This is a genomic window from Methylobacterium sp. CCH7-A2, assembly GCF_001557075.1.
Classification (GTDB): domain Bacteria; phylum Pseudomonadota; class Alphaproteobacteria; order Rhizobiales; family Beijerinckiaceae; genus Allobosea; species Allobosea massiliensis.
Genome location: NZ_LSKN01000088.1, coordinates 101,672 through 118,220 on the forward strand (window position 1 = coordinate 101,672; position 16,549 = coordinate 118,220).

The 16,549-nt window shown below is 68.6% G+C and carries 15 protein-coding genes; 6 read left to right on the plus strand and 9 right to left on the minus strand.

Annotated elements, in window-relative coordinates; all coding sequences use genetic code 11:
* Positions 1-23: 23 nt before the first annotated feature.
* The 4 genes from AX750_RS07140 to AX750_RS07155 form a co-directional block, all read right to left on the minus strand.
* Positions 24-1,052: an AraC family transcriptional regulator gene (locus AX750_RS07140; protein ID WP_066717289.1), complete on the minus strand. Its 1,029-nt coding sequence runs from the start codon at positions 1,050-1,052 to the stop codon at positions 24-26.
* A 137-nt stretch (positions 1,053-1,189) separates the two neighbouring features.
* Positions 1,190-2,611, minus strand: a complete 1,422-nt coding sequence (locus AX750_RS07145; protein WP_082735205.1) for an arylsulfatase — start codon at positions 2,609-2,611, stop codon at positions 1,190-1,192.
* Between the two features lie 23 nt (positions 2,612-2,634).
* Positions 2,635-3,435 carry a hypothetical protein gene (locus AX750_RS07150; RefSeq protein WP_066717292.1) on the minus strand — a complete coding sequence of 267 codons (801 nt, stop codon included), beginning with the start codon at positions 3,433-3,435 and terminating at the stop codon, positions 2,635-2,637.
* Complete coding sequence (locus tag AX750_RS07155) at positions 3,432-3,818, minus strand: hypothetical protein (RefSeq protein WP_066717295.1); 387 nt, start codon at positions 3,816-3,818, stop codon at positions 3,432-3,434. Before AX750_RS07155 ends, AX750_RS07150 begins: the two co-directional genes overlap by 4 nt.
* 146 nt (positions 3,819-3,964) lie before the next feature.
* Between AX750_RS07155 and AX750_RS07160 the strand changes: the two genes are divergently transcribed.
* Complete coding sequence (locus tag AX750_RS07160; RefSeq protein WP_066717298.1) at positions 3,965-6,301, plus strand: tetratricopeptide repeat protein; 2,337 nt, start codon at positions 3,965-3,967, stop codon at positions 6,299-6,301.
* Positions 6,302-6,414: 113 nt separating this feature from the next.
* On the opposite strand, the gene AX750_RS07165 is transcribed toward AX750_RS07160, so the two are convergent.
* Genes AX750_RS07165 through AX750_RS07175 form a run of 3 tightly spaced genes read right to left on the minus strand, consistent with a single transcriptional unit; the run spans position 6,415 to position 9,430 of the window.
* Complete coding sequence (locus AX750_RS07165) at positions 6,415-7,206, minus strand: BtpA/SgcQ family protein (RefSeq protein WP_066717300.1); 792 nt, start codon at positions 7,204-7,206, stop codon at positions 6,415-6,417.
* 53 nt (positions 7,207-7,259) lie between these two features.
* Complete coding sequence (locus AX750_RS07170) at positions 7,260-8,300, minus strand: carbohydrate kinase family protein (protein WP_066717307.1); 1,041 nt, start codon at positions 8,298-8,300, stop codon at positions 7,260-7,262.
* Positions 8,297-9,430, minus strand: a complete 1,134-nt coding sequence (locus AX750_RS07175) for an SIS domain-containing protein (protein WP_082735236.1) — start codon at positions 9,428-9,430, stop codon at positions 8,297-8,299. The genes AX750_RS07170 and AX750_RS07175 overlap by 4 nt, the downstream gene beginning before the upstream one ends.
* A gap of 110 nt (positions 9,431-9,540) precedes the next feature.
* Here AX750_RS07175 and AX750_RS07180 point away from each other — a divergent pair, with 110 nt between their 5' ends.
* The 5 genes from AX750_RS07180 to AX750_RS07200 all read left to right on the plus strand — a co-directional run bounded on the left by AX750_RS07180 (position 9,541) and on the right by AX750_RS07200 (position 14,343).
* Entirely contained in the window at positions 9,541-10,356 is an 816-nt protein-coding gene (locus tag AX750_RS07180) for a DeoR/GlpR family DNA-binding transcription regulator (protein ID WP_066717310.1), read from the plus strand.
* 141 nt (positions 10,357-10,497) lie between these two features.
* Positions 10,498-11,541, plus strand: coding sequence for an extracellular solute-binding protein (locus tag AX750_RS07185; RefSeq protein WP_066717312.1), 1,044 nt, complete (start codon positions 10,498-10,500; stop codon positions 11,539-11,541).
* Complete coding sequence (locus AX750_RS07190; protein WP_245282332.1) at positions 11,538-12,629, plus strand: ABC transporter ATP-binding protein; 1,092 nt, start codon at positions 11,538-11,540, stop codon at positions 12,627-12,629. Before AX750_RS07185 ends, AX750_RS07190 begins: the two co-directional genes overlap by 4 nt.
* Positions 12,626-13,531, plus strand: a complete 906-nt coding sequence (locus AX750_RS07195; protein ID WP_067253824.1) for an ABC transporter permease — start codon at positions 12,626-12,628, stop codon at positions 13,529-13,531. The genes AX750_RS07190 and AX750_RS07195 overlap by 4 nt, the downstream gene beginning before the upstream one ends.
* Positions 13,528-14,343: an ABC transporter permease gene (locus AX750_RS07200; protein WP_066717316.1), complete on the plus strand. Its 816-nt coding sequence runs from the start codon at positions 13,528-13,530 to the stop codon at positions 14,341-14,343. Before AX750_RS07195 ends, AX750_RS07200 begins: the two co-directional genes overlap by 4 nt.
* A 278-nt stretch (positions 14,344-14,621) precedes the next feature.
* Here AX750_RS07200 and AX750_RS07205 read toward each other — a convergent pair whose 3' ends face one another.
* Both AX750_RS07205 and AX750_RS07210 read right to left on the minus strand, forming a co-directional pair.
* Complete coding sequence (locus AX750_RS07205; RefSeq protein ID WP_066717317.1) at positions 14,622-15,599, minus strand: tripartite tricarboxylate transporter substrate-binding protein; 978 nt, start codon at positions 15,597-15,599, stop codon at positions 14,622-14,624.
* A gap of 88 nt (positions 15,600-15,687) precedes the next feature.
* Positions 15,688-16,536 (minus strand): fumarylacetoacetate hydrolase family protein, encoded by an 849-nt coding sequence (locus AX750_RS07210; RefSeq protein WP_066717320.1) that lies wholly within the window; start codon positions 16,534-16,536, stop codon positions 15,688-15,690.
* Positions 16,537-16,549 lie beyond the last annotated feature (13 nt).

The window sequence follows — 16,549 nt, forward strand, 5'->3', positions numbered from 1 at the left end:
GAATAAGCGGCTAGCGCTAAGCGTCACTCTCTCGCGTCCGATTTCCCGCTCACAGTCCGGCGAAAATCCTGAGGGGATCCGCCCTCCCAGCGCCGGAACGCCCGGTTGAAATGGGCAGCATCGGAATAGCCCAGTTCCATCGCGACTGCCGTGACGCTGGCGCCGGGGCGGGCGAGAAGCTCCCGCGCCGTTACCTTCCGGCAGTCGTCGACAAGGGTTTCATAATCGGTGCCGTCGTCGGCCAGGCGCCGTTGGATCGTGCGCGCGGACTGGCCGAGGATTCCGGCCGCCTGCGGGAGTGTCACCGGCCCTTCCGGCAGGCTGGATCGGATGATGCGCTCGACGGCCCTGCGCGTGTCGCTCGCGCCGAGCCGGATGGTCCCGACATTGGACGTGTCCTCCCGTCCACCCGGGCTTCCACCGGCGAATGCGCCCGCGCGCAGCGCGCCGGCCAGCGACGCGCGCTGCATATGGATCCTGACCCGAGAACCGCTGCCGAACGTGACGGGCGCCTGGAACCAGTCCTCATAGACTGTACGACGGCCCTTGCAGGCATGGGGAAAGACGACCTTGTCGGGGGTCCAGTCGGCGCCGAGGAGCTGACGCAGCATGAAGACATGGAACGCGGCCGCTCCCTCGTAGAGCAGCCAGGCCGTCTCGTCGTCGCCGATCAGCCCGTGGACCATGACGGCGTCCGGTCCCTGCTTGAGAAGCTGGAGCGTGACATGCGATTGCAAGGTCGGCATCGCGGCGATGTGGGCCTGCAGGCAGGCCTCGGCTGAACGGCCGGCCGCCAGAGCATGCCCGATCGGGCCGAGCTTCGCCGCATCCGCGCTGCCCCCGAGCGATAGTCCGATTTCGGCGACTCCCAGATGCCGTGCGGCCACTTCGAGAGCATGATGGATCTGGGCGCGCGGCACGATCCGCCCGGTCTGGACATCCTCGACGCTGAGCCCGGCCCGGTTCAGGACCCGTTCCGGGTTCTCCCCCACAGCCGCGAGATGCCCAGGGAGCATATGCAGGAGGATCGCCCGGGCGGCCGCGCGTGACATGGTGCTCTCCGACGACGGTCGACGAACAGAAAACCCGCTGCTTCCGTAGGGAAGCAGCGGGTCAACATCATGCCGATACTGCGTGGCGCCGCAATTCGAAATTGGCGAAGCTTTCACCCCTGTCTGGCGCAGCAGCGTCAGTCGCCCTGGATGAAGAAGGCGTCGTCGTTGGGAAAGACGGGGGCGGGCGCATGCCGTCCGAGATAGGATTTGAAGGTTTCCTGGAAGAACAGGGAAGGCTTCATCTCCCTGGAGAGATCGTCGATCCGCTTCTGCAGCGCCGCAACCAGCGGGGCGTTCTCCGCGGCGAGATTGGTCGTCTCGCCGGGGTCTTTCGCGATGTTGTAGAGCTCGACCTTCGCCGGCAGGGTCGCGCGCAGGTTCAGCTTCCAGTCGCCCTGACGCAGGGCGGCCCTGAACATCTCGACATTGTAGACGATCTCCGTGCGCGGCGAGGGCGCGCCCCGGCTGAGCGTCTGCCAGACATCGACACCGTCGAGCGGCTTGGTGCCCGCAAGCGATGCGCCCGCACGCGCCGCCAAAGTGGGCAGCATGTCGACGACATGCATCGGCTGGTCGACCTTGCCGGGCTTGATCCGCCCGGGCCAGTTCGCCAGCGCGACAGCGCGCGTGCCGCCCTCGTCGAGCGAGCCCTTGCCGTTGCGAAGCGGCGTGTTGCGCGCCGGCAGCTGGCCCTTGGTCTCGATCTGACCTGCGAAGGCGGCCGAGGTGACGCCGCCATTGTCGCTGTGGAAGATCACCAGCGTGTCCTCCCGCATGCCCTTGCGCGAGAGTTCGGCCAGCACGGCGCCGATCTGCTCGTCCATGGCATTGATCATCGCCGCATAGGTCCGGCGGTTGGGATCGGCGATCGAATTGAAACGATCGACATACTCCTTCGGCGCCTGGAAGGGCGTGTGGGGCGCCGTGAAGGCGAGATACATGAACAGCGGCTTGGCCGGATCATGCTGCCGGATATGGCGGACCGCGTCCTTCCCGAGCAGGGTGGTCACATAGCCGGGCTCGTCGAGCTTGCGGTTGTTGCGATACCAATCGGTGACGCCGTGCACCTTGTGTGTGTTGTAGTCGATCTCGCCGATCAGCGCGCCGTACTGGTAGTCGAACCCGCGCTGCTTCGGCCAGAGCTTGCGGTCGGCATGGCCGAGATGCCATTTGCCGATGATCGCTGTGCTGTAGCCGGCTTCCTTCAGGATCTGCGGCAGCAGCTTCTCGTCGAGCGGAATCCCGTAGTTCTGCTCGGGCAGGATGACGAAGCTCTGCAGCCCGTAGCGCATCGGGTAGCGTCCGGTCATCAGAGCCGCCCGCGTCGGCGTGCACATCGGCTGGACGTAGAACTGCTCCAGCTCGGCGCCCTCGCGGGCCAACTGGTCGATCGTCGGCGTCGCGATCTCCGGGCTGCGGAAGCCGACATCGGCAAAACCGAGATCGTCGGCGACGATGTAGAGGATGTGGGGCTTGCGGGCGGCCTGCGCCTGTGCGGCGACGGGCGCGAGCAGGGCGAGCGCCAGACAGGCGAGGCGAAGCGGCGAACGGATCATGGTCCTATCCCTGGCGGTCGGCGTCAGAAGCGCGAGGTCAGCCCGAGGACCGGGCCCTGCTGGAGCGCATCGAAGATGAAACTGCCGTTGCGGTGATCGACCTTCATCGCGCGATAGCCGGCGAAGGCGGACCAGCGCTGGTCGATGGCGTATCCGACGCCGCCGAACACGTCCCATTCGTAGCGGGAGGCGCCCTTTCCGACGAAGCCGATGGTCGTCAGATACCAGGAGGGCGTCAGATTGAGCCGGAACCGGGCGCCGACCACGGCGTCCGCCCATTGCTCGCTCTCGCTTAGCTTGAGGGTGCCTGGCAGCAGCTGGACGCGCAGCGTGTTCTTGGTGGAGAAGCCGCGCACGCCCGCAAAGCCGTCGAGACTGTAGCTCTCGGTATCCACGAAGCGGTAGCCGGCGGCGGCGAGACCGATGAACGACGCGCTGTCGACCTTGACGCCGGCCGGGACGCCGGCCGGAAACACGGTCTTGTTGGGCGAGATCTTCGAGGCGATGACGTCGAAGAACAGCAGATAGCGCCCGTAGCCGATTTCGCCAGCGCCCATGATGCCGCCGTCGAAATTCTTCATGACCTGGTCGAAGCCGATATCAACCTTGACCGTCGGCAACGGTGGCAGGGTCCGCATCCGGCCCTCGAGGCCGGTGGCCCAGAGATAGGCTGCGCCCTTGAAGGTCAGCGCCGGCGCCAGCGGCAAGGGGGCCGCCGGCTCCTGACGGGGCGAGGGGATATCGGCGGCGCGGGCCGCGAGGGCGGTGCCGGTCAGAACGGTGGCGGCGAATGCGCCGCGCAGGAGGGTGTTGAAGCTTGTCATGGCTGCCTCGGCGCGACGCAATAGTTCCAGTAGCCGCGGGTCTTGCTGGAATCGCTCCAGAACCAGCAGAGTTCGGGTGACGGCGCCTTGGGCACCGCATTCACGGCCGCGACGGTCACGATCGCGCCGATGGTCACCCCGGCGACGACGCTGCCCCAGTACCAGGGCCGCACCGCGGGAACCGGCCTGACCGGAGCGACGACGACCGTTCGCCGGACGGTGCGCACCGGCGGCCGCCGGACGACGGTGCGGGGCGCCGTGCGGACCACCGCTGTCGCGGCCTGGGCCTCGAACAGCGGGGCGAACGGCTCGAGCGGCCCGCAGACCGTCAGGGCTGCGAGGGTGGCGACGGCGGCGCGGCGAAAGAAGCGGTCGGGGGGCATCGGCAGGCGTGAATCCAGATGGCGCAGGGGTGTCGACGCTTACCCGTCTGCTTCCTCGCGCGATTGCCATTTCGCGCCAGTCTGACGCAGAGGCAGCGGCTCGCCCGTCGCGGCTCATCCCTGGGCACGATGATAGAGTGGCCGCCATGTTGAGGGATCTGTCGCGCGCCTGGCGCCAGTGGCGCTTTCTCACCCCCTGGCTCGCGCTTGTCCTGTCGGCCTTCATCCTGACCGCGATCCGCACGCAGGCGCAGATCGCCCCCGCACAGCGCGATGTCCGCGACGCCGGGCCGGCCCGCCATGTCGGCTCGCAAGCCTGTACAACCTGTCACGCCAGCCAGAGCGCCGCCTGGGCGGGCTCGCATCACGCCCATGCCATGGACCACGCCCGCCCTTCCTCGATGCGGGGCGATTTCGCCGACCGCACCGTCGAGGAGGCGGGCCGCAGGGCGCGCTTCTTCCGCGATGGCGAGGTCTATCGCGTCAACATCGAGGGGGCGGATGGCCGCCCGGCCGACTTCACGATCTCTCACAGCCTCGGTTGGGAGCCGCTGCAGCAGTATCTCGTCACCTTCCCGGATGGACGCCTCCAGGTGCTGCCCTGGGCCTGGGATACGCGCAGTGCGGCCGACGGCGGCCAGCGCTGGTTCCTGGTCTCCGGTGCCGAGGCGATCGCACCCTCGGACAGCCGCCACTGGACCCGGCTGCAGCAGAACTGGAACCATATGTGCGCCGAATGCCACACGACCGATCTGCGCAAGGGCTACGATGCGCGGGCGGATCGGTTCGAGACGCGCTGGTCCGAGCTCGCCGTTGGCTGCGAGGCCTGTCACGGCCCCGCCGGTCTTCATGTTTCATGGGCGCGCAGTGGCGCCAGCGCGGCCGATCCGCTCAAGGGCTTCGCCGCGGTCGCGCCAGCCGGTCCGGCGCGCCACTGGACACCGGCAACAGCCGAGACACGCCCGGCCGTCACGACCGGTCGGCCCGCAGGGGATTCCGTCGAAACCTGCGCCCGCTGTCATTCGCGCCGGGGGCAGATCGCTGCGGACTGGAGGCCGGGGCGCCCGCTGACGGAAACCCACAGCCCTGTACCTCTAGCGGCGGGGCTGTTCGAGCATGACGGGCAGATGAAGGACGAGGTCTTCAACGATCACAGCTTCAAACAGAGCCTGATGTATCATCGCGGCGTCAGCTGCACGGACTGCCATGATCCTCACAGCGGCAGGCTCAAGGCCGCGGGCGCTGCGGTCTGTTCACAATGCCATGCGCCGGCGCGCTTCCAGACAGCCGCCCACAGCGGACATGCGGACCGGGCCGGGGCGCCCGACTGCATCAGCTGCCACATGCCGGCACGGACCTATATGCAGGTCGATCGCCGTCACGACCATTCCTTCCGGATCCCCAGGCCGGACCTGACGATCTCGACCGGCATCCCCAACACCTGCCAGGCCTGCCATGGCGACCGGACGGCGCTCTGGGCCGCCGAGGCGGTCGAGCGCTGGCACGGACCGGTCCGCAAGGGGTTCCAGACCTACGCCACGGCCTTCCACGAGGCGCGCGCAGGCGAGCCGTCCGGCCGTGACGCGCTGCTGCGTCTCGCGGTCGACCCGGCGGCTCCGGCTCTCGCCCGCGCCACGGCCATCGGCGAACTCGCGGCCTGGCCCGGCGCTCAGACCGATGCCGTCGGGCTGCGCGCTCTCGACGACCCCGATCCGCAGGTGCGGGCCGCCGCCATCCGCCAGCTGGAAGGGCTGCCGCGCGAGAGGCGGCTCGTCGCAGCGCCGCTCCTGGACGATCCGAGCCGGCTCGTCAGGATCGCGGCAGGCTTTCTCCTCGCGGACCTGCCGGTGGAACTCCTCCCGCCGAAACTCCAGCCGGCGCTGGCCGAGGCGGTGGCGGCCTATGTCGCGGCGCAGGAGCTGGATCTCGACAGGCCGGAGGCCCGCGCCAATCGCGCCCAGCTGCATCTGAAGCAGGGGCGGGCCGAAGAGGCGGAGCGCGACTATCGCGCCGCGCTGCGGCTCGATCCGACCGCCGGGCTGATCGCGGCGCAATTCGCCGAACTGCTGCGACGCACGGGCCGGGAGGATCAGGCGGAGGCCATGTTGCGCAGCGTCCTCGCGGTCGATCCCCGCTCCGGTGCGGCTCTGCATGCGCTGGGGCTCTCGCTTGTTCGCCAGAAACGCCTTCCCGAAGCCCTCGGCAGCCTCGCCCAGGCCAGCGAAGCGGAACCGGGCAATCCCCGCTATGCCTTCGTCCATGCGGTAGCGCTGCGCTCTGCAGGCCGGGCGCAGCAGGCGCGGTCCGTCCTTGAAGAAAACCTCGCGCGTCATCCCGGCCATGTCGACACGGCGGTCGCGCTGCTCCATGAGGCCCTCCAGAACCGCGACCACGGCCGCGCCGCCCAACTGGCGAAACGGCTGACGGCCCTGCGGCCTGACGACCGACGCTTCGAGGGCATTAGCCGGGACCTCAACCGCTGAAGGCGCTGTTTCGCCGATCTTTGCTCTGAAAGCGGCGCTCTGCGGTGGGCCTGAAGTCGGGCCCTGCCGGAATCAGGCAAGGGAAAGCGACGATCTGCGTCCTGACCGGCGTCCTAGGCCGTGACGCGCGCAGCATCCATGAAGCGACGGCAGAGATCGAGATCCCAGCGCAGCACGTCGGAAGCCGCCGCGTCCTTGCGCATCAGGGCCGTGGAGACGATCACGCCGTCGGCGGCGCTGAGCGCCTCGCCGACATTGCCGGTCGTCACGCTGCCGCCGAGCAGGATCGGCCGCTTGATTCCCGTCTCGCGGGCCCGACGGATCCGGGCCAGCGAATCCGCCCAGTCCGCTCCGGTCAGGATCAGCCCGTCGGCCCCCGTCTTCTGCGCCCATTCGGCGGCGAATTCCGGCGTCTCGGACGACATCGGCACGGCGGTGCGATCATGCACGTCGGCGAGGATCGCGATGTCGTCGCGGCCGAGCGCATTGCGGAAGGCGAGCGCCTGCGCGCCCATGCCGGTGCGCGGCCCCTGCGCCGTCATCGCGGCCCCAACGAAGACCTTGAGCCGCACGAAATCGGCCCCCGCCGCATGGGCGATCGAGAGCGAGGCGACCGGATCATGCGCCTCGACGATGATACCGAGCCCGATACCGGGCACCTCGGCCCGCAGGAAGCGGGCGAGCGCGGCGGTGATGGCGAGCGAACTCGCCGCCATCGGCCCGGCCTCGCGGGTCTGGTCCTGCAGCTTGATGTAGGGCACGCCGGCCTGCGCGAAGACCTGCGCGTTGGTCGCTACGTAATCCTCCAGCCAGGCCATGCTTTTGTCGCGCATCCGGCCGAAATCCGGCAGGTGCAGCGCGGCGATGACGAGGGGGCGGGCGGCGAAAACGCGGAGCGTGGTCAAGGCGGGCTTCCTGGGCGGGTGGGGGCAGGGGGCAAGGATCAGGCGGACAAGGGTCAGGCAGGCATGGGCGCGCGGGCGAGGGAGGATGTCAGGCGTGCCAACATTTCGCGGCAGGCGGCGCGGTCGATCGGCAGCGCCCCGTCGGCGCCATGGCGGCTGACGATCAGCGAGGCCGAGACAGCGCCATAGGCGGCCGCGAGAACGGCGTCGCCCGTCTCGACGAGCCCGGCGAGGAAGCCGCCGCAGAAGGAATCGCCTGCGCCGGTCGGGTCGATGGCATGGGTCGGGATCACCGGCACGGCGACCGGCGCGCCGGCCTCCTTGTCCCAGACCAGGCAGCCGCGCGGCCCGAGCTTCACCGCCGCCGTGCCGCGGCAGCGCGCTGCGGCGAGCGCCAGCGCCTGCTCGATCGGCACGCCGGGGACGAGCGCGGCGAGCTCGATCTCGCTCGGCAGGAAGGCATCGACCTGCGCGAGGAAGGGCGAGAGATCGTCGAGGGAGAGTTCCGCCAGCTGCCAGCCGGCATCGAGCGTCACCACCATGCCGCGGCCGTTGAACAGCGGCAGCAGATCGGCCAGCACGACCGGGCGGCTCGGCGCGCAATGGGCCCCCCGGGCGCGCAGATAGTGCTCCGGCACCTGCGCGGCGACCATCGGATGCGTGTCGCGGAACTGCGAATAGGACAGCTCGCCGCCGTCGCCGCGCCGGCGCAGATGCGTCTGCCAGTCATCGACCTGCTGGGGCGTCAGCCGGTCGGTCGGGAAGCCGGCCTGTGCCAGCTCCTCCGGGCGGCTGGTCAGCCGCTCGCTGCGATGGCCTTCATGGTCGTAGATGAACCAATTGCCGCTCTCGAGCGCGACATCGACCATGACGACACCGTCGAGCGCGACACCGTTGTCGCGCAGCCGCGCCAGCGTCTCGCGCGGGTAGCTCGCCACGGCGACGCTGACGAGGCCGACGCGCTCGCGCCAGCACAGGGCGCCGACGCTGGAATAGGCGCCATTGCCACCCACCCGCGCCAGCGCGACCGTCCCGTCGGCCGAGATCACGTGATCGACCGTCAGCCCGCCCGCGGTGACGAGCTCCGGCGTCACGCAGCGAGGCCGCCGAGCCGCGGGGCGCCGAGGCCGAGCGCGTCGCGCGCCTTGGTCACGTGGTAGCCGAAGAGATGCAGCGGCACGCTGTAGACCAGCGGCGCCAATTCGATCCGCACGGGCGGCAGATGCCAGACATGGGCGCAATAGGCGCCAAAACCGGTCTCGCCCTCCGGCACCAGCGCAATGGTGTGCCCTTCGACGCCTTTGCCGACGATGGCGGTCTCCAACGCGCGCTGCCGGCTCGCCTGGTCGGGCGCGATCAGGAAGAGCGGGTCGCCGGCCTTCTGCGTACGGTAATGGTGGTATTCCTCCAGCGGGAAGGCGATGGCGTGGATCGGCGCCAGCTCCTTCAGCTTGGCCGCGCCGAAGGCGGCGGGTGCCAGATGCGGGCCGGCTCCGGCCAGCAGCATCATGTCGCTGCGCGCCAGCTCCGCGCCCAGCGCTTTCGCCTTGTCGTAGAAGCCCGTTGCGACGGTATCCATCACCGCGGGGAGCGCGGCGAGGTCGCCCGCGAGCCCCGGCGCCTTGCCTTCGCCGAGGCCCTTCGCGTCGGCGATCGCCAGCGCCAGAGCGATCAGCAGCGCCATGGCGGCCGTGCTGGATTGCGTCGGCCAGCCGCCGCGCGTGGCCTGGATCAGCAAGGCGGACGGAAACTCCCGCATCATCGCCGAGGTCGCGGTGTTGGTCAGCGCGACGGCATAGCCGCCCTGCGCGATCGTGGCCTTCAGGCTCGCGCTCACCGGCGCCGTGTTGCCGCTCGAGCTCAGCCCGATCATCAGCGTGCCGTCGTCGACGAGGTCGAGCCCGTATTGCTCGAGATCGAAGGCCTCATAGGGCTCGCAGGGAACGCCGAGCAGACGCTCATAGGCCAGCCGGACGCCGATGCCGGCGATCCAGGAATCGCCGCAGCCGGTGATGACGACGCGCCGCAGCGGCCGCGCGGCGATCTCGCCGGCAATGCGCTTCACCGCCTCCGCCGTGGTCGCGAGCGTGCGGGTCATGGCGTCGCCCTGCGCCATCATTTCCGTATGCGTCAGCTCCACGCGCCGGAAGCGCTCAGGATCGCCAGGCGCATCCGATGAGGATTCGCGCTTGAGGGCTTTGAACTGCTGCATGTGGTCGGCCATGCTGGTCCCGTCCTGTCGAAGGTCTCGTGCCGGATCCGCTCGCCGGATCTGGGCTCGACTTTCGATATCCTTCATTTTATCTGGTAACGCAAGTGACAACGAAGCCTGCCATGCCCCCGACGCAAGTCCTGCCCGAGCTCGCCCGCGGCCGCACCCTGCCGCGCCATGAGCGCATCATCGAAAGGCTCTCGGCCAAGGGTGTGGTCGAGGTCGCTGCACTGGCCGAGGAGCTCGGTGTCTCCGCGGTGACGATCCGCGCCGATCTCGACGCGCTGGAGAAGCGCCAGCTCATCCGCCGCATTCGCGGCGGAGCGATGGCGCTCCGCCCGGCCCGTTTCGAGCGCCCCGTCGATCTGCCGAGCCAGTCCTTTTCGGACGAGAAGGAGCGCATTGCCGAGCAGGCGGCCGCCCTCGTCCGCGACGGCGAAACCGTCATCCTCGATGCCGGAACGACGACGCTCGCCATCGCCCATGCCCTGCCGGCGGCGCTGACCGATGTCGTCGTCGTCACCAACGGCCTCGACATTGCGCTGGCGCTGCAGGCGCATGAGGGCGTCACCGTCATCGTCACCGGCGGGCGCCTCAAGCGCGGCGGTCGCAATGCCCGCTCCAGCAGCCTGATCTCGCCCTTCGGCACGACGCTGCTGCGCGAGATCAACGCCGATCTCGCCTTCCTCTGCTGTGCCGGCGTCGACGTTGTCCGCGGCTTCACCAATGGCAATTGGGAAGAGGCCGAGGTGAAGAAGGCGATGATGGCCTCGGCCAGGCGCGTCGTTTTCGTCGCCGACCACGGCAAGATCGGCCATGTCGGAAGCGCCCGTATCGCGCCGCTCGACCAGGCGGATCTGCTGATCACCGACCAGGGCGCGGCGGCGGCCGACATTCAGGCGCTCGAAGCGGCGGGGGTTCAGGTCACCATCGCGTGAGCGCTCGAAAAATCGGCGCGACCTGGCTAAGTTTTATGCTTGCGATTGTTTTCGTTTGTCCGCAAATTGAAAGAGATACCAGCGCCGCCTGCGCCTTTCGCGCGGGCACCGATCCGATGCAGCCAGGCCGGGAGATCCTCCATGACGACTTTGTCTCGACGCCGTTTCCTCGGGGCCGCAGCGGGCAGCGTCGCGCTCGCCGCGCCGACGGTCCTGCGAGCCCAGGCCCGCGAACTGGTCATGATCGGCTATGGCAGCGCCCAGGACGATCCGCTGAAGCGCGCCGGCGAGATCCTCGCCAAGAAGCATCCCGGCGTCTCGCTGCGCATCATCGGCGGCCTTTCGGCCGAGGCGATTGCCCAGATCAAGGCCTCGCGCGGCGCCTCGCCCTATGACTTCGCGGTGATGGGCTCGCCCGCGATCATCAACGCCGTCGATGAGGGTGTGCTGGAGCCGCTCGACATCGCCAAGGTCCCCAACGCCAAGAACATCGACCCGCGCTTCATGCCCTACGCCTATGGCATGGGCGTGCCGATCAGCTATGCCGGCATCGGCATCGCCTACAACAAGCAGATGGTGCCGAACCCGCCCAGGACCTGGGCCGATCTCTGGAAGCCGGAATATGCCGGCAAGATCGGCGTCTCGCGGCCGCAGTCCAATCTCGGCCTCGCCTGCGTCTCGATCGCGGCCTCGGCCTTCGGCAAGACCGATGCCGACACCGATTTCGGCCTCGCCAAATGGAAGGAGCTGAAGCCGCTGGTCGGGCGCAATCCAAACCTGCTGCAACAGATGCTGGAGCGCGGCGAGATCGGGCTCTGCCCGCTCTGGCACGACAACACTGGCATCGCCATCGCCAGCGGCCTGCCGCTCGGCTACGCCAAGGTCACCGGCCCGGGCCCGCTGATCCTGCCGACCATGATCGTCAAGTTCACCCGCACAGCCCATAGCGAGCTGATCCACGAATTCGCCGACATCCTGCTCACCAGCGAGAGCCAGACCTTCGCCGCCCAGCCGCCCTACTACTTCGGCACCACGGTCAAGGGCATCGTCGCCCCGGCGGGGGCCGCCGCCTTCCTGCCTTCGACGCCGGAGGAGATCGCCTCGATGGTCTCGGTCGACTGGCCGAAGGTGGCGCCCAACCGCGGCAAGATCGTCGAGGCCTTCGACCGGATGTTCGCCGGGTGATCACCGCGGCTGCGCCCATCCCGGCCACCGGGACGGCGGAAGCCGCCCCGGTCGTGGCGATCCGCGATGCGGTCAAGCGCTTCGCGGGCCTCACCGTGCTCGACCGCTGCTCGCTCGTCGCGCAGGAAGGGGAGATCCTGACGTTGCTGGGCTCGTCCGGCTGCGGCAAGACCACGCTGCTGCGCTGCATTGCCGGATTCCTGACGCCGGACGAGGGCGAGATCCTCATCGACGGCCGGGACACGATCCCCGTCCCGGTTAATCGCCGCTCCGTCGGCGTTGTCTTCCAAAGCTATGCGCTCTTTCCCCATCTGACCGTAGCGAAGAATGTCGGCTATGGCCTGCGCATGCGCGGCGTCCCCGCGGCCGAGATCGGCCGCCGTGTCGCCCAGGCGCTCCAGACCGTCTCGCTGACCGGCTTCGAGGAGCGCTACCCGGCCCAGCTCTCCGGCGGGCAGCAGCAGCGCGTCGCGATCGCCCGCGTGCTGGTTCTGGAGCCGCGCGTCCTCCTGCTCGACGAGCCCTTCAATGCCCTCGATGCCAAGCTGCGCGGCACCATGCAGATGGAGATGCGCCAGCTGATCAAGCGGCTCGGCATCACCGCGATCTTCGTCACGCACGACCAGGAAGAGGCGCTGACCATGTCGGATCGCATCGCCGTGATGCGCGCCGGCCGGATCGAGCAGCTGGGGACGCCGGAGCAAATCTTCGATCGGCCGGCCAGCGCCTATGTCGCCGATTTCGTCGGCGCCTCGAATTTCTGGGACGGCATTGCGAGCCAGGGTCAGGTGACCCTGCCCGATGGCCAGAGTGTTGCGACGGCGCTCGACGGCGAGGTCCGCGTCATGCTGCGCCCGCACAACATCCTGATCGAGCCGGCTGTTGAGGCTGAAACGGGATGGCGCGGCAGCGTTCGCTTCCGCCGCCATGTCGGGGCGCTGATGGAATACGAGGTCGAACTCGCGGACGGAATTTCGCTGCGCGTCGTGGCGCTGCGCGACGAGACGGTTGCCCGCATCGATGTCGGCGACCGCGTGGCGCTGCGCCTGCGCGATCCCGCCGCCTGCATCGCCTTCCCGCGCGCATGACCCGCCGGCCTCTCCTACTGCGGCTGGTCGATGAGCTGCTCTCGGGGCGCGGGATCTGGCCGGCCGTGCCTGCCATCGTCGTGCTCGTCGTCGTCGCGGTCATCCCCTTCGGCGTGCTGCTGTCGCTGGGCTTTTCCGACATCACGGTGTCGCGCGGGGTCATCGTCTCGCAGGAATTCTCGCTCGGCCATCTCGCGACCGCTCTGGCCGACCCGCTCTATCACATCACCTTCCAGCGTTCGTTGACGCTGGCGCTGACGACGACGCTGGTCTGCGCGCTGCTCGGCTTCCCCGTCGCCTATCTCTTCCTGATCGGCGGCCCCTGGACCCGCCGCATCATCCTCGTGCTGACGATCGCGCCGATCCTGACCAGCGGCATCGTCCGGACCTATGCCTGGATCGTCATTCTCGGTGGCCGCGGCGTGGTCAATGCGACGCTGATGGAATTCGGGCTGATCTCGCAGCCCCTGCGCATCATCAACACGCATTGGGCCGTGCTGATCGGCATGGTCCAGATCCATCTGCCGATCATGATCCTGCCACTGATCGCGGTGATGAGCCGCCACGACTCCCGGCTGGAAGAGGCTTCCGCCAATCTCGGCGCCAGTCGGCTGGCGACGCTGCGAACCATCATCATGCCGCTGAGCGTGCCCGGGCTCGGCACCGGAGCCGCGCTCGTCTTCACGCTGAGCTACACCACCTTCGTGGTGCCGCATCTCCTGGGCGGCGGCAATTACCTCAACGCCGCGACGATGGTCTACGAGCAGGTGGTCTACTCCCTGCAATGGAGCAAGGGCGCGGTGACGGCCATGATCTTGATGGCGACCTGTCTCGCCGTGCTGCTGGTCTTCGCCTGGCTGACGCATATCGCGACGCGCTGGACACGGGTGGCACAGCGATGAAGCGGATCGACGGCGCCGAAATCCTCGACCGGCTGGGCATCGGCTTCATCATCGCGCTCGCGGTGCTCGCGCTCGCATTGCTCCTGCTGCCGGCGGTCATCGTCGTAATGATGTCCTTCGACACGCGCGGCTATATCAGCTTCCCGCCCGCGGGCTTCACGCTCGACTGGTACGTCAAGGTCTTCAACCAGCCCGTGCTCGTGAACGCGATGTGGACCAGCATCAAGGTCGGGCTCTATGTGACCGCGCTGTGCATCGCGCTCGGTGTCCCGACCGCCCTGGCCTGCGCGCGCGGCGATTTCCGGGGCGCCACCGCGCTGTCGGTCTTCGTGCTGGTGCCGCATATGGTGCCGGGCATCGTGCTCGGCGTCGCCGTGCTGTTTTCGGGCGCGCTGCTCGGCATCGGCCCCTCGATCTGGCTGCAGTCCGTCTCGCTTTCCGTCTATGTCATGGCTGTGATGGTCCGCACCGTGATGGCGCGCCTCCAGCGGCTCGATCCGCTGCTGGAGCAGGCCTCTTCCAATCTCGGCGCGAGCCGCTGGCAGACCTTCCGCACCATCACCCTGCCACTGCTGCTGCCCGCGATCTTGGCCGGCGCCGTCTTCACCTTCATCGAGGGTGTCGACAATCTTTCGGTGACGATCTTCACCCATGGTTATCGCGACCGGCCACTGCCGATCGAACTGCTCGCCATCGTCCAGAACAGCAGCTCGCCGCTGGTCGCCGCCGTCTCGAGCATCCAGATCCTGCTCGCGATGCTCGCTCTTCTGGCGATCTCGCTGACGATCGGACTCGAGCGCGTCAACGATTGAGGAGGCTGGCTGCGCGCGACATTGCAGTCTCGACAGGTCCGATCCGGTTCCATGGACGCGAATGCGGCCGATGGTGCCAATGGGCGACCTGGGTTCGCGCCCGAAAACGGATCTGCGTTGCAGGCGACGGACCATTGTCGGCAATCTCGACCTTAGCGGCCCCGTCACCAATCCGTCTGATCACCCGCGCCGACGCGGGTGATGCTTCAGCCGTGCGGACGGTCGCCAGGGTCGACCGGCGGAGGTCAGGCACCCTGCAGCCGGAGCCAGACCAGCGCTCATTGCGGCTCGATACCGAACTCCTTGATGAGCGCGCCCATGGTCGCGATCTCCTTGGTCAGGAAGGCGCCAGCGCCGGCGGGCGTCGCGAGCGGGCCGACATCGACGTCGAAGCCCAGGGTCGGCGCGCGCTCGCGCACATCCGGCTGCTGCAGCGCCTCGGCGATCTTCTGGCTCATCGACTGGACGATGTCTGGAGGCGTCCCGGCCGGCGCCATGACCATGAACCAGCCGCCGATATCGGCGCTGGCGAGGGTCTCGGCGATGGCGGGAATGCCGGGCAGCGAGGCCAGCCGCTTGGTGCCGGCAACGGCGAGAGGCCGCAGCGTCGCTTCCTTGATGAAGGGCTCCGCCACGGAGGCCGACTGGATCGTCGCCTGGACGCGGCCCGCGATCGTGTCCTGGATCGAGTTGGCCGCCGCGGCATAGGGCACCAACACCATCTTGATCCCGGCGCGGCGGTTGATGGTCTGTCCGATCAGGCCGGAGATGTTGCGCTCGCTGTCGACGGCCAGGGTGATCTCGCCGGGCTTGGCCTTTTCCTGCGCGATCAGGTCCTCCAGCGACTTGAAGGGCAGCGAGGGGTTCACGAGCAGCACGTGATGGCTGCGCGCCACCATCGCCACCGGCATGAGATCCTTCTGGGGATCGTAGGGCAGCTTGCGGAAGGTGTGGGGGTTGGTCGAGAGCGAGGCCGAGGTGGCGAAGAGGAAGGTGTAGCCGTCCGGCGTGGCGCGGGCGACCGCCTGCGTCCCGACGATGTTGGCCGCGCCGGTGCGGTTCTCGACATAGACCTGCTGGCCGAGGCTGCGCGACAGCTTGTCGGCCAGCACGCGTGCGAGGATGTCGGGGCTGTTGCCGGCCGCCTGCGGCACGACGAGCGCGATCGGGCGCTGCGGCCAGGCCTGCGCCTGGGCACTTGCGATCGCGGCGAGCGCGAGGGTGGCGCCGAGCGCCAGTGATCTGAACTTGGACATCGTGTCCTCCGGGCTCTTCTGGGATGGGGGGAGCGCCGCCGGGCGTGCTCCGCGAGCCTCGAAGGCGCGCTTCCGGCGGCGTCGTGGTTCAGGCCTCGTCGGCGATGCCGTTGCGCAGGATGCCGAGGCGGTCGATCTCGACCTCGACGAGGTCGCCGGGCTTCAGCCAGAGCGGGGGATTGCGCTTGGCGCCGACGCCGCCGGGCGTACCCGTCGCGATGACGTCGCCGGGCTCCAGCCGCGTGAAGGACGAGCAGTATTCGATGATCTTCGGGATATCGAAGATCATCTGGTCGAAGGTCGCGTCCTGCACGACCTGGCCGTTGACGCGGGTCTGGAGGCGCAGATCGGGGAGGGGGCCGAGTTCGTCGGGCGTCATCATCCACGGCCCGAAGGCGCCGGTGTCGGGGAAGTTCTTGCCCGGCGTGAACTGGTGGGTGTGGCGCTGGAAGTCGCGGACGCTGCCGTCATTGTAGCAGGCATAGCCGGCGACATGGGCGAAGGCGTCCTCGCGGGCGATATAGCGGCCCGGCTTGCCGATGACGATGGCGAGCTCGCCCTCGAAATCGAGCTCGTGTGAGACGCGCGGCCGCACGATGTCGGCGCCATGGCCGGTCTGCGAATTGGCGAAACGCGCGAAGATCGTGGGGTTCTCGACCTCGGCCCGGCCGGTCTCCTTGCGGTGCATCTCGTAGTTCAGCCCGACGCAGAGGATCTTGTCGGGGTTCGGCACGACCGGGAGCCAGGTCACGGCCGAGAGCGGATGGCGCGGTGCACCGGCGGCCGCCGCGGCGACTTCCGCCAGCGCGGAAGCGGCGATGACGCTCTTGAGGTCGGGATAGCGCCCCGACAGCACGGCGCCGAGATCGACGGCCTGCTCGCCGTCGATCAGGCCCCATGTCGGGGCACCGTTGAGGCGGAAGGTGGCAAAACGCATCGGGAGGTTTTCC

Bases quoted from the DNA above. Each gene is read 5' to 3' on its own strand.
- AX750_RS07140 (WP_066717289.1), bottom strand. From the start codon at position 1,052: ATGTCACGCGCGGCCGCCCGGGCGATCCTCCTGCATATGCTCCCTGGG.
- AX750_RS07145 (WP_082735205.1), bottom strand. From the start codon at position 2,611: ATGATCCGTTCGCCGCTTCGCCTCGCCTGTCTGGCGCTCGCCCTGCTC.
- AX750_RS07150 (WP_066717292.1), bottom strand. From the start codon at position 3,435: ATGACAAGCTTCAACACCCTCCTGCGCGGCGCATTCGCCGCCACCGTT.
- AX750_RS07155 (WP_066717295.1), bottom strand. From the start codon at position 3,818: ATGCCCCCCGACCGCTTCTTTCGCCGCGCCGCCGTCGCCACCCTCGCA.
- AX750_RS07160 (WP_066717298.1), top strand. From the start codon at position 3,965: ATGTTGAGGGATCTGTCGCGCGCCTGGCGCCAGTGGCGCTTTCTCACC.
- AX750_RS07175 (WP_082735236.1), bottom strand. From the start codon at position 9,430: ATGGCCGACCACATGCAGCAGTTCAAAGCCCTCAAGCGCGAATCCTCA.
- AX750_RS07180 (WP_066717310.1), top strand. From the start codon at position 9,541: ATGCCCCCGACGCAAGTCCTGCCCGAGCTCGCCCGCGGCCGCACCCTG.
- AX750_RS07185 (WP_066717312.1), top strand. From the start codon at position 10,498: ATGACGACTTTGTCTCGACGCCGTTTCCTCGGGGCCGCAGCGGGCAGC.
- AX750_RS07195 (WP_067253824.1), top strand. From the start codon at position 12,626: ATGACCCGCCGGCCTCTCCTACTGCGGCTGGTCGATGAGCTGCTCTCG.
- AX750_RS07200 (WP_066717316.1), top strand. From the start codon at position 13,528: ATGAAGCGGATCGACGGCGCCGAAATCCTCGACCGGCTGGGCATCGGC.
- AX750_RS07205 (WP_066717317.1), bottom strand. From the start codon at position 15,599: ATGTCCAAGTTCAGATCACTGGCGCTCGGCGCCACCCTCGCGCTCGCC.
- AX750_RS07210 (WP_066717320.1), bottom strand. From the start codon at position 16,536: ATGCGTTTTGCCACCTTCCGCCTCAACGGTGCCCCGACATGGGGCCTG.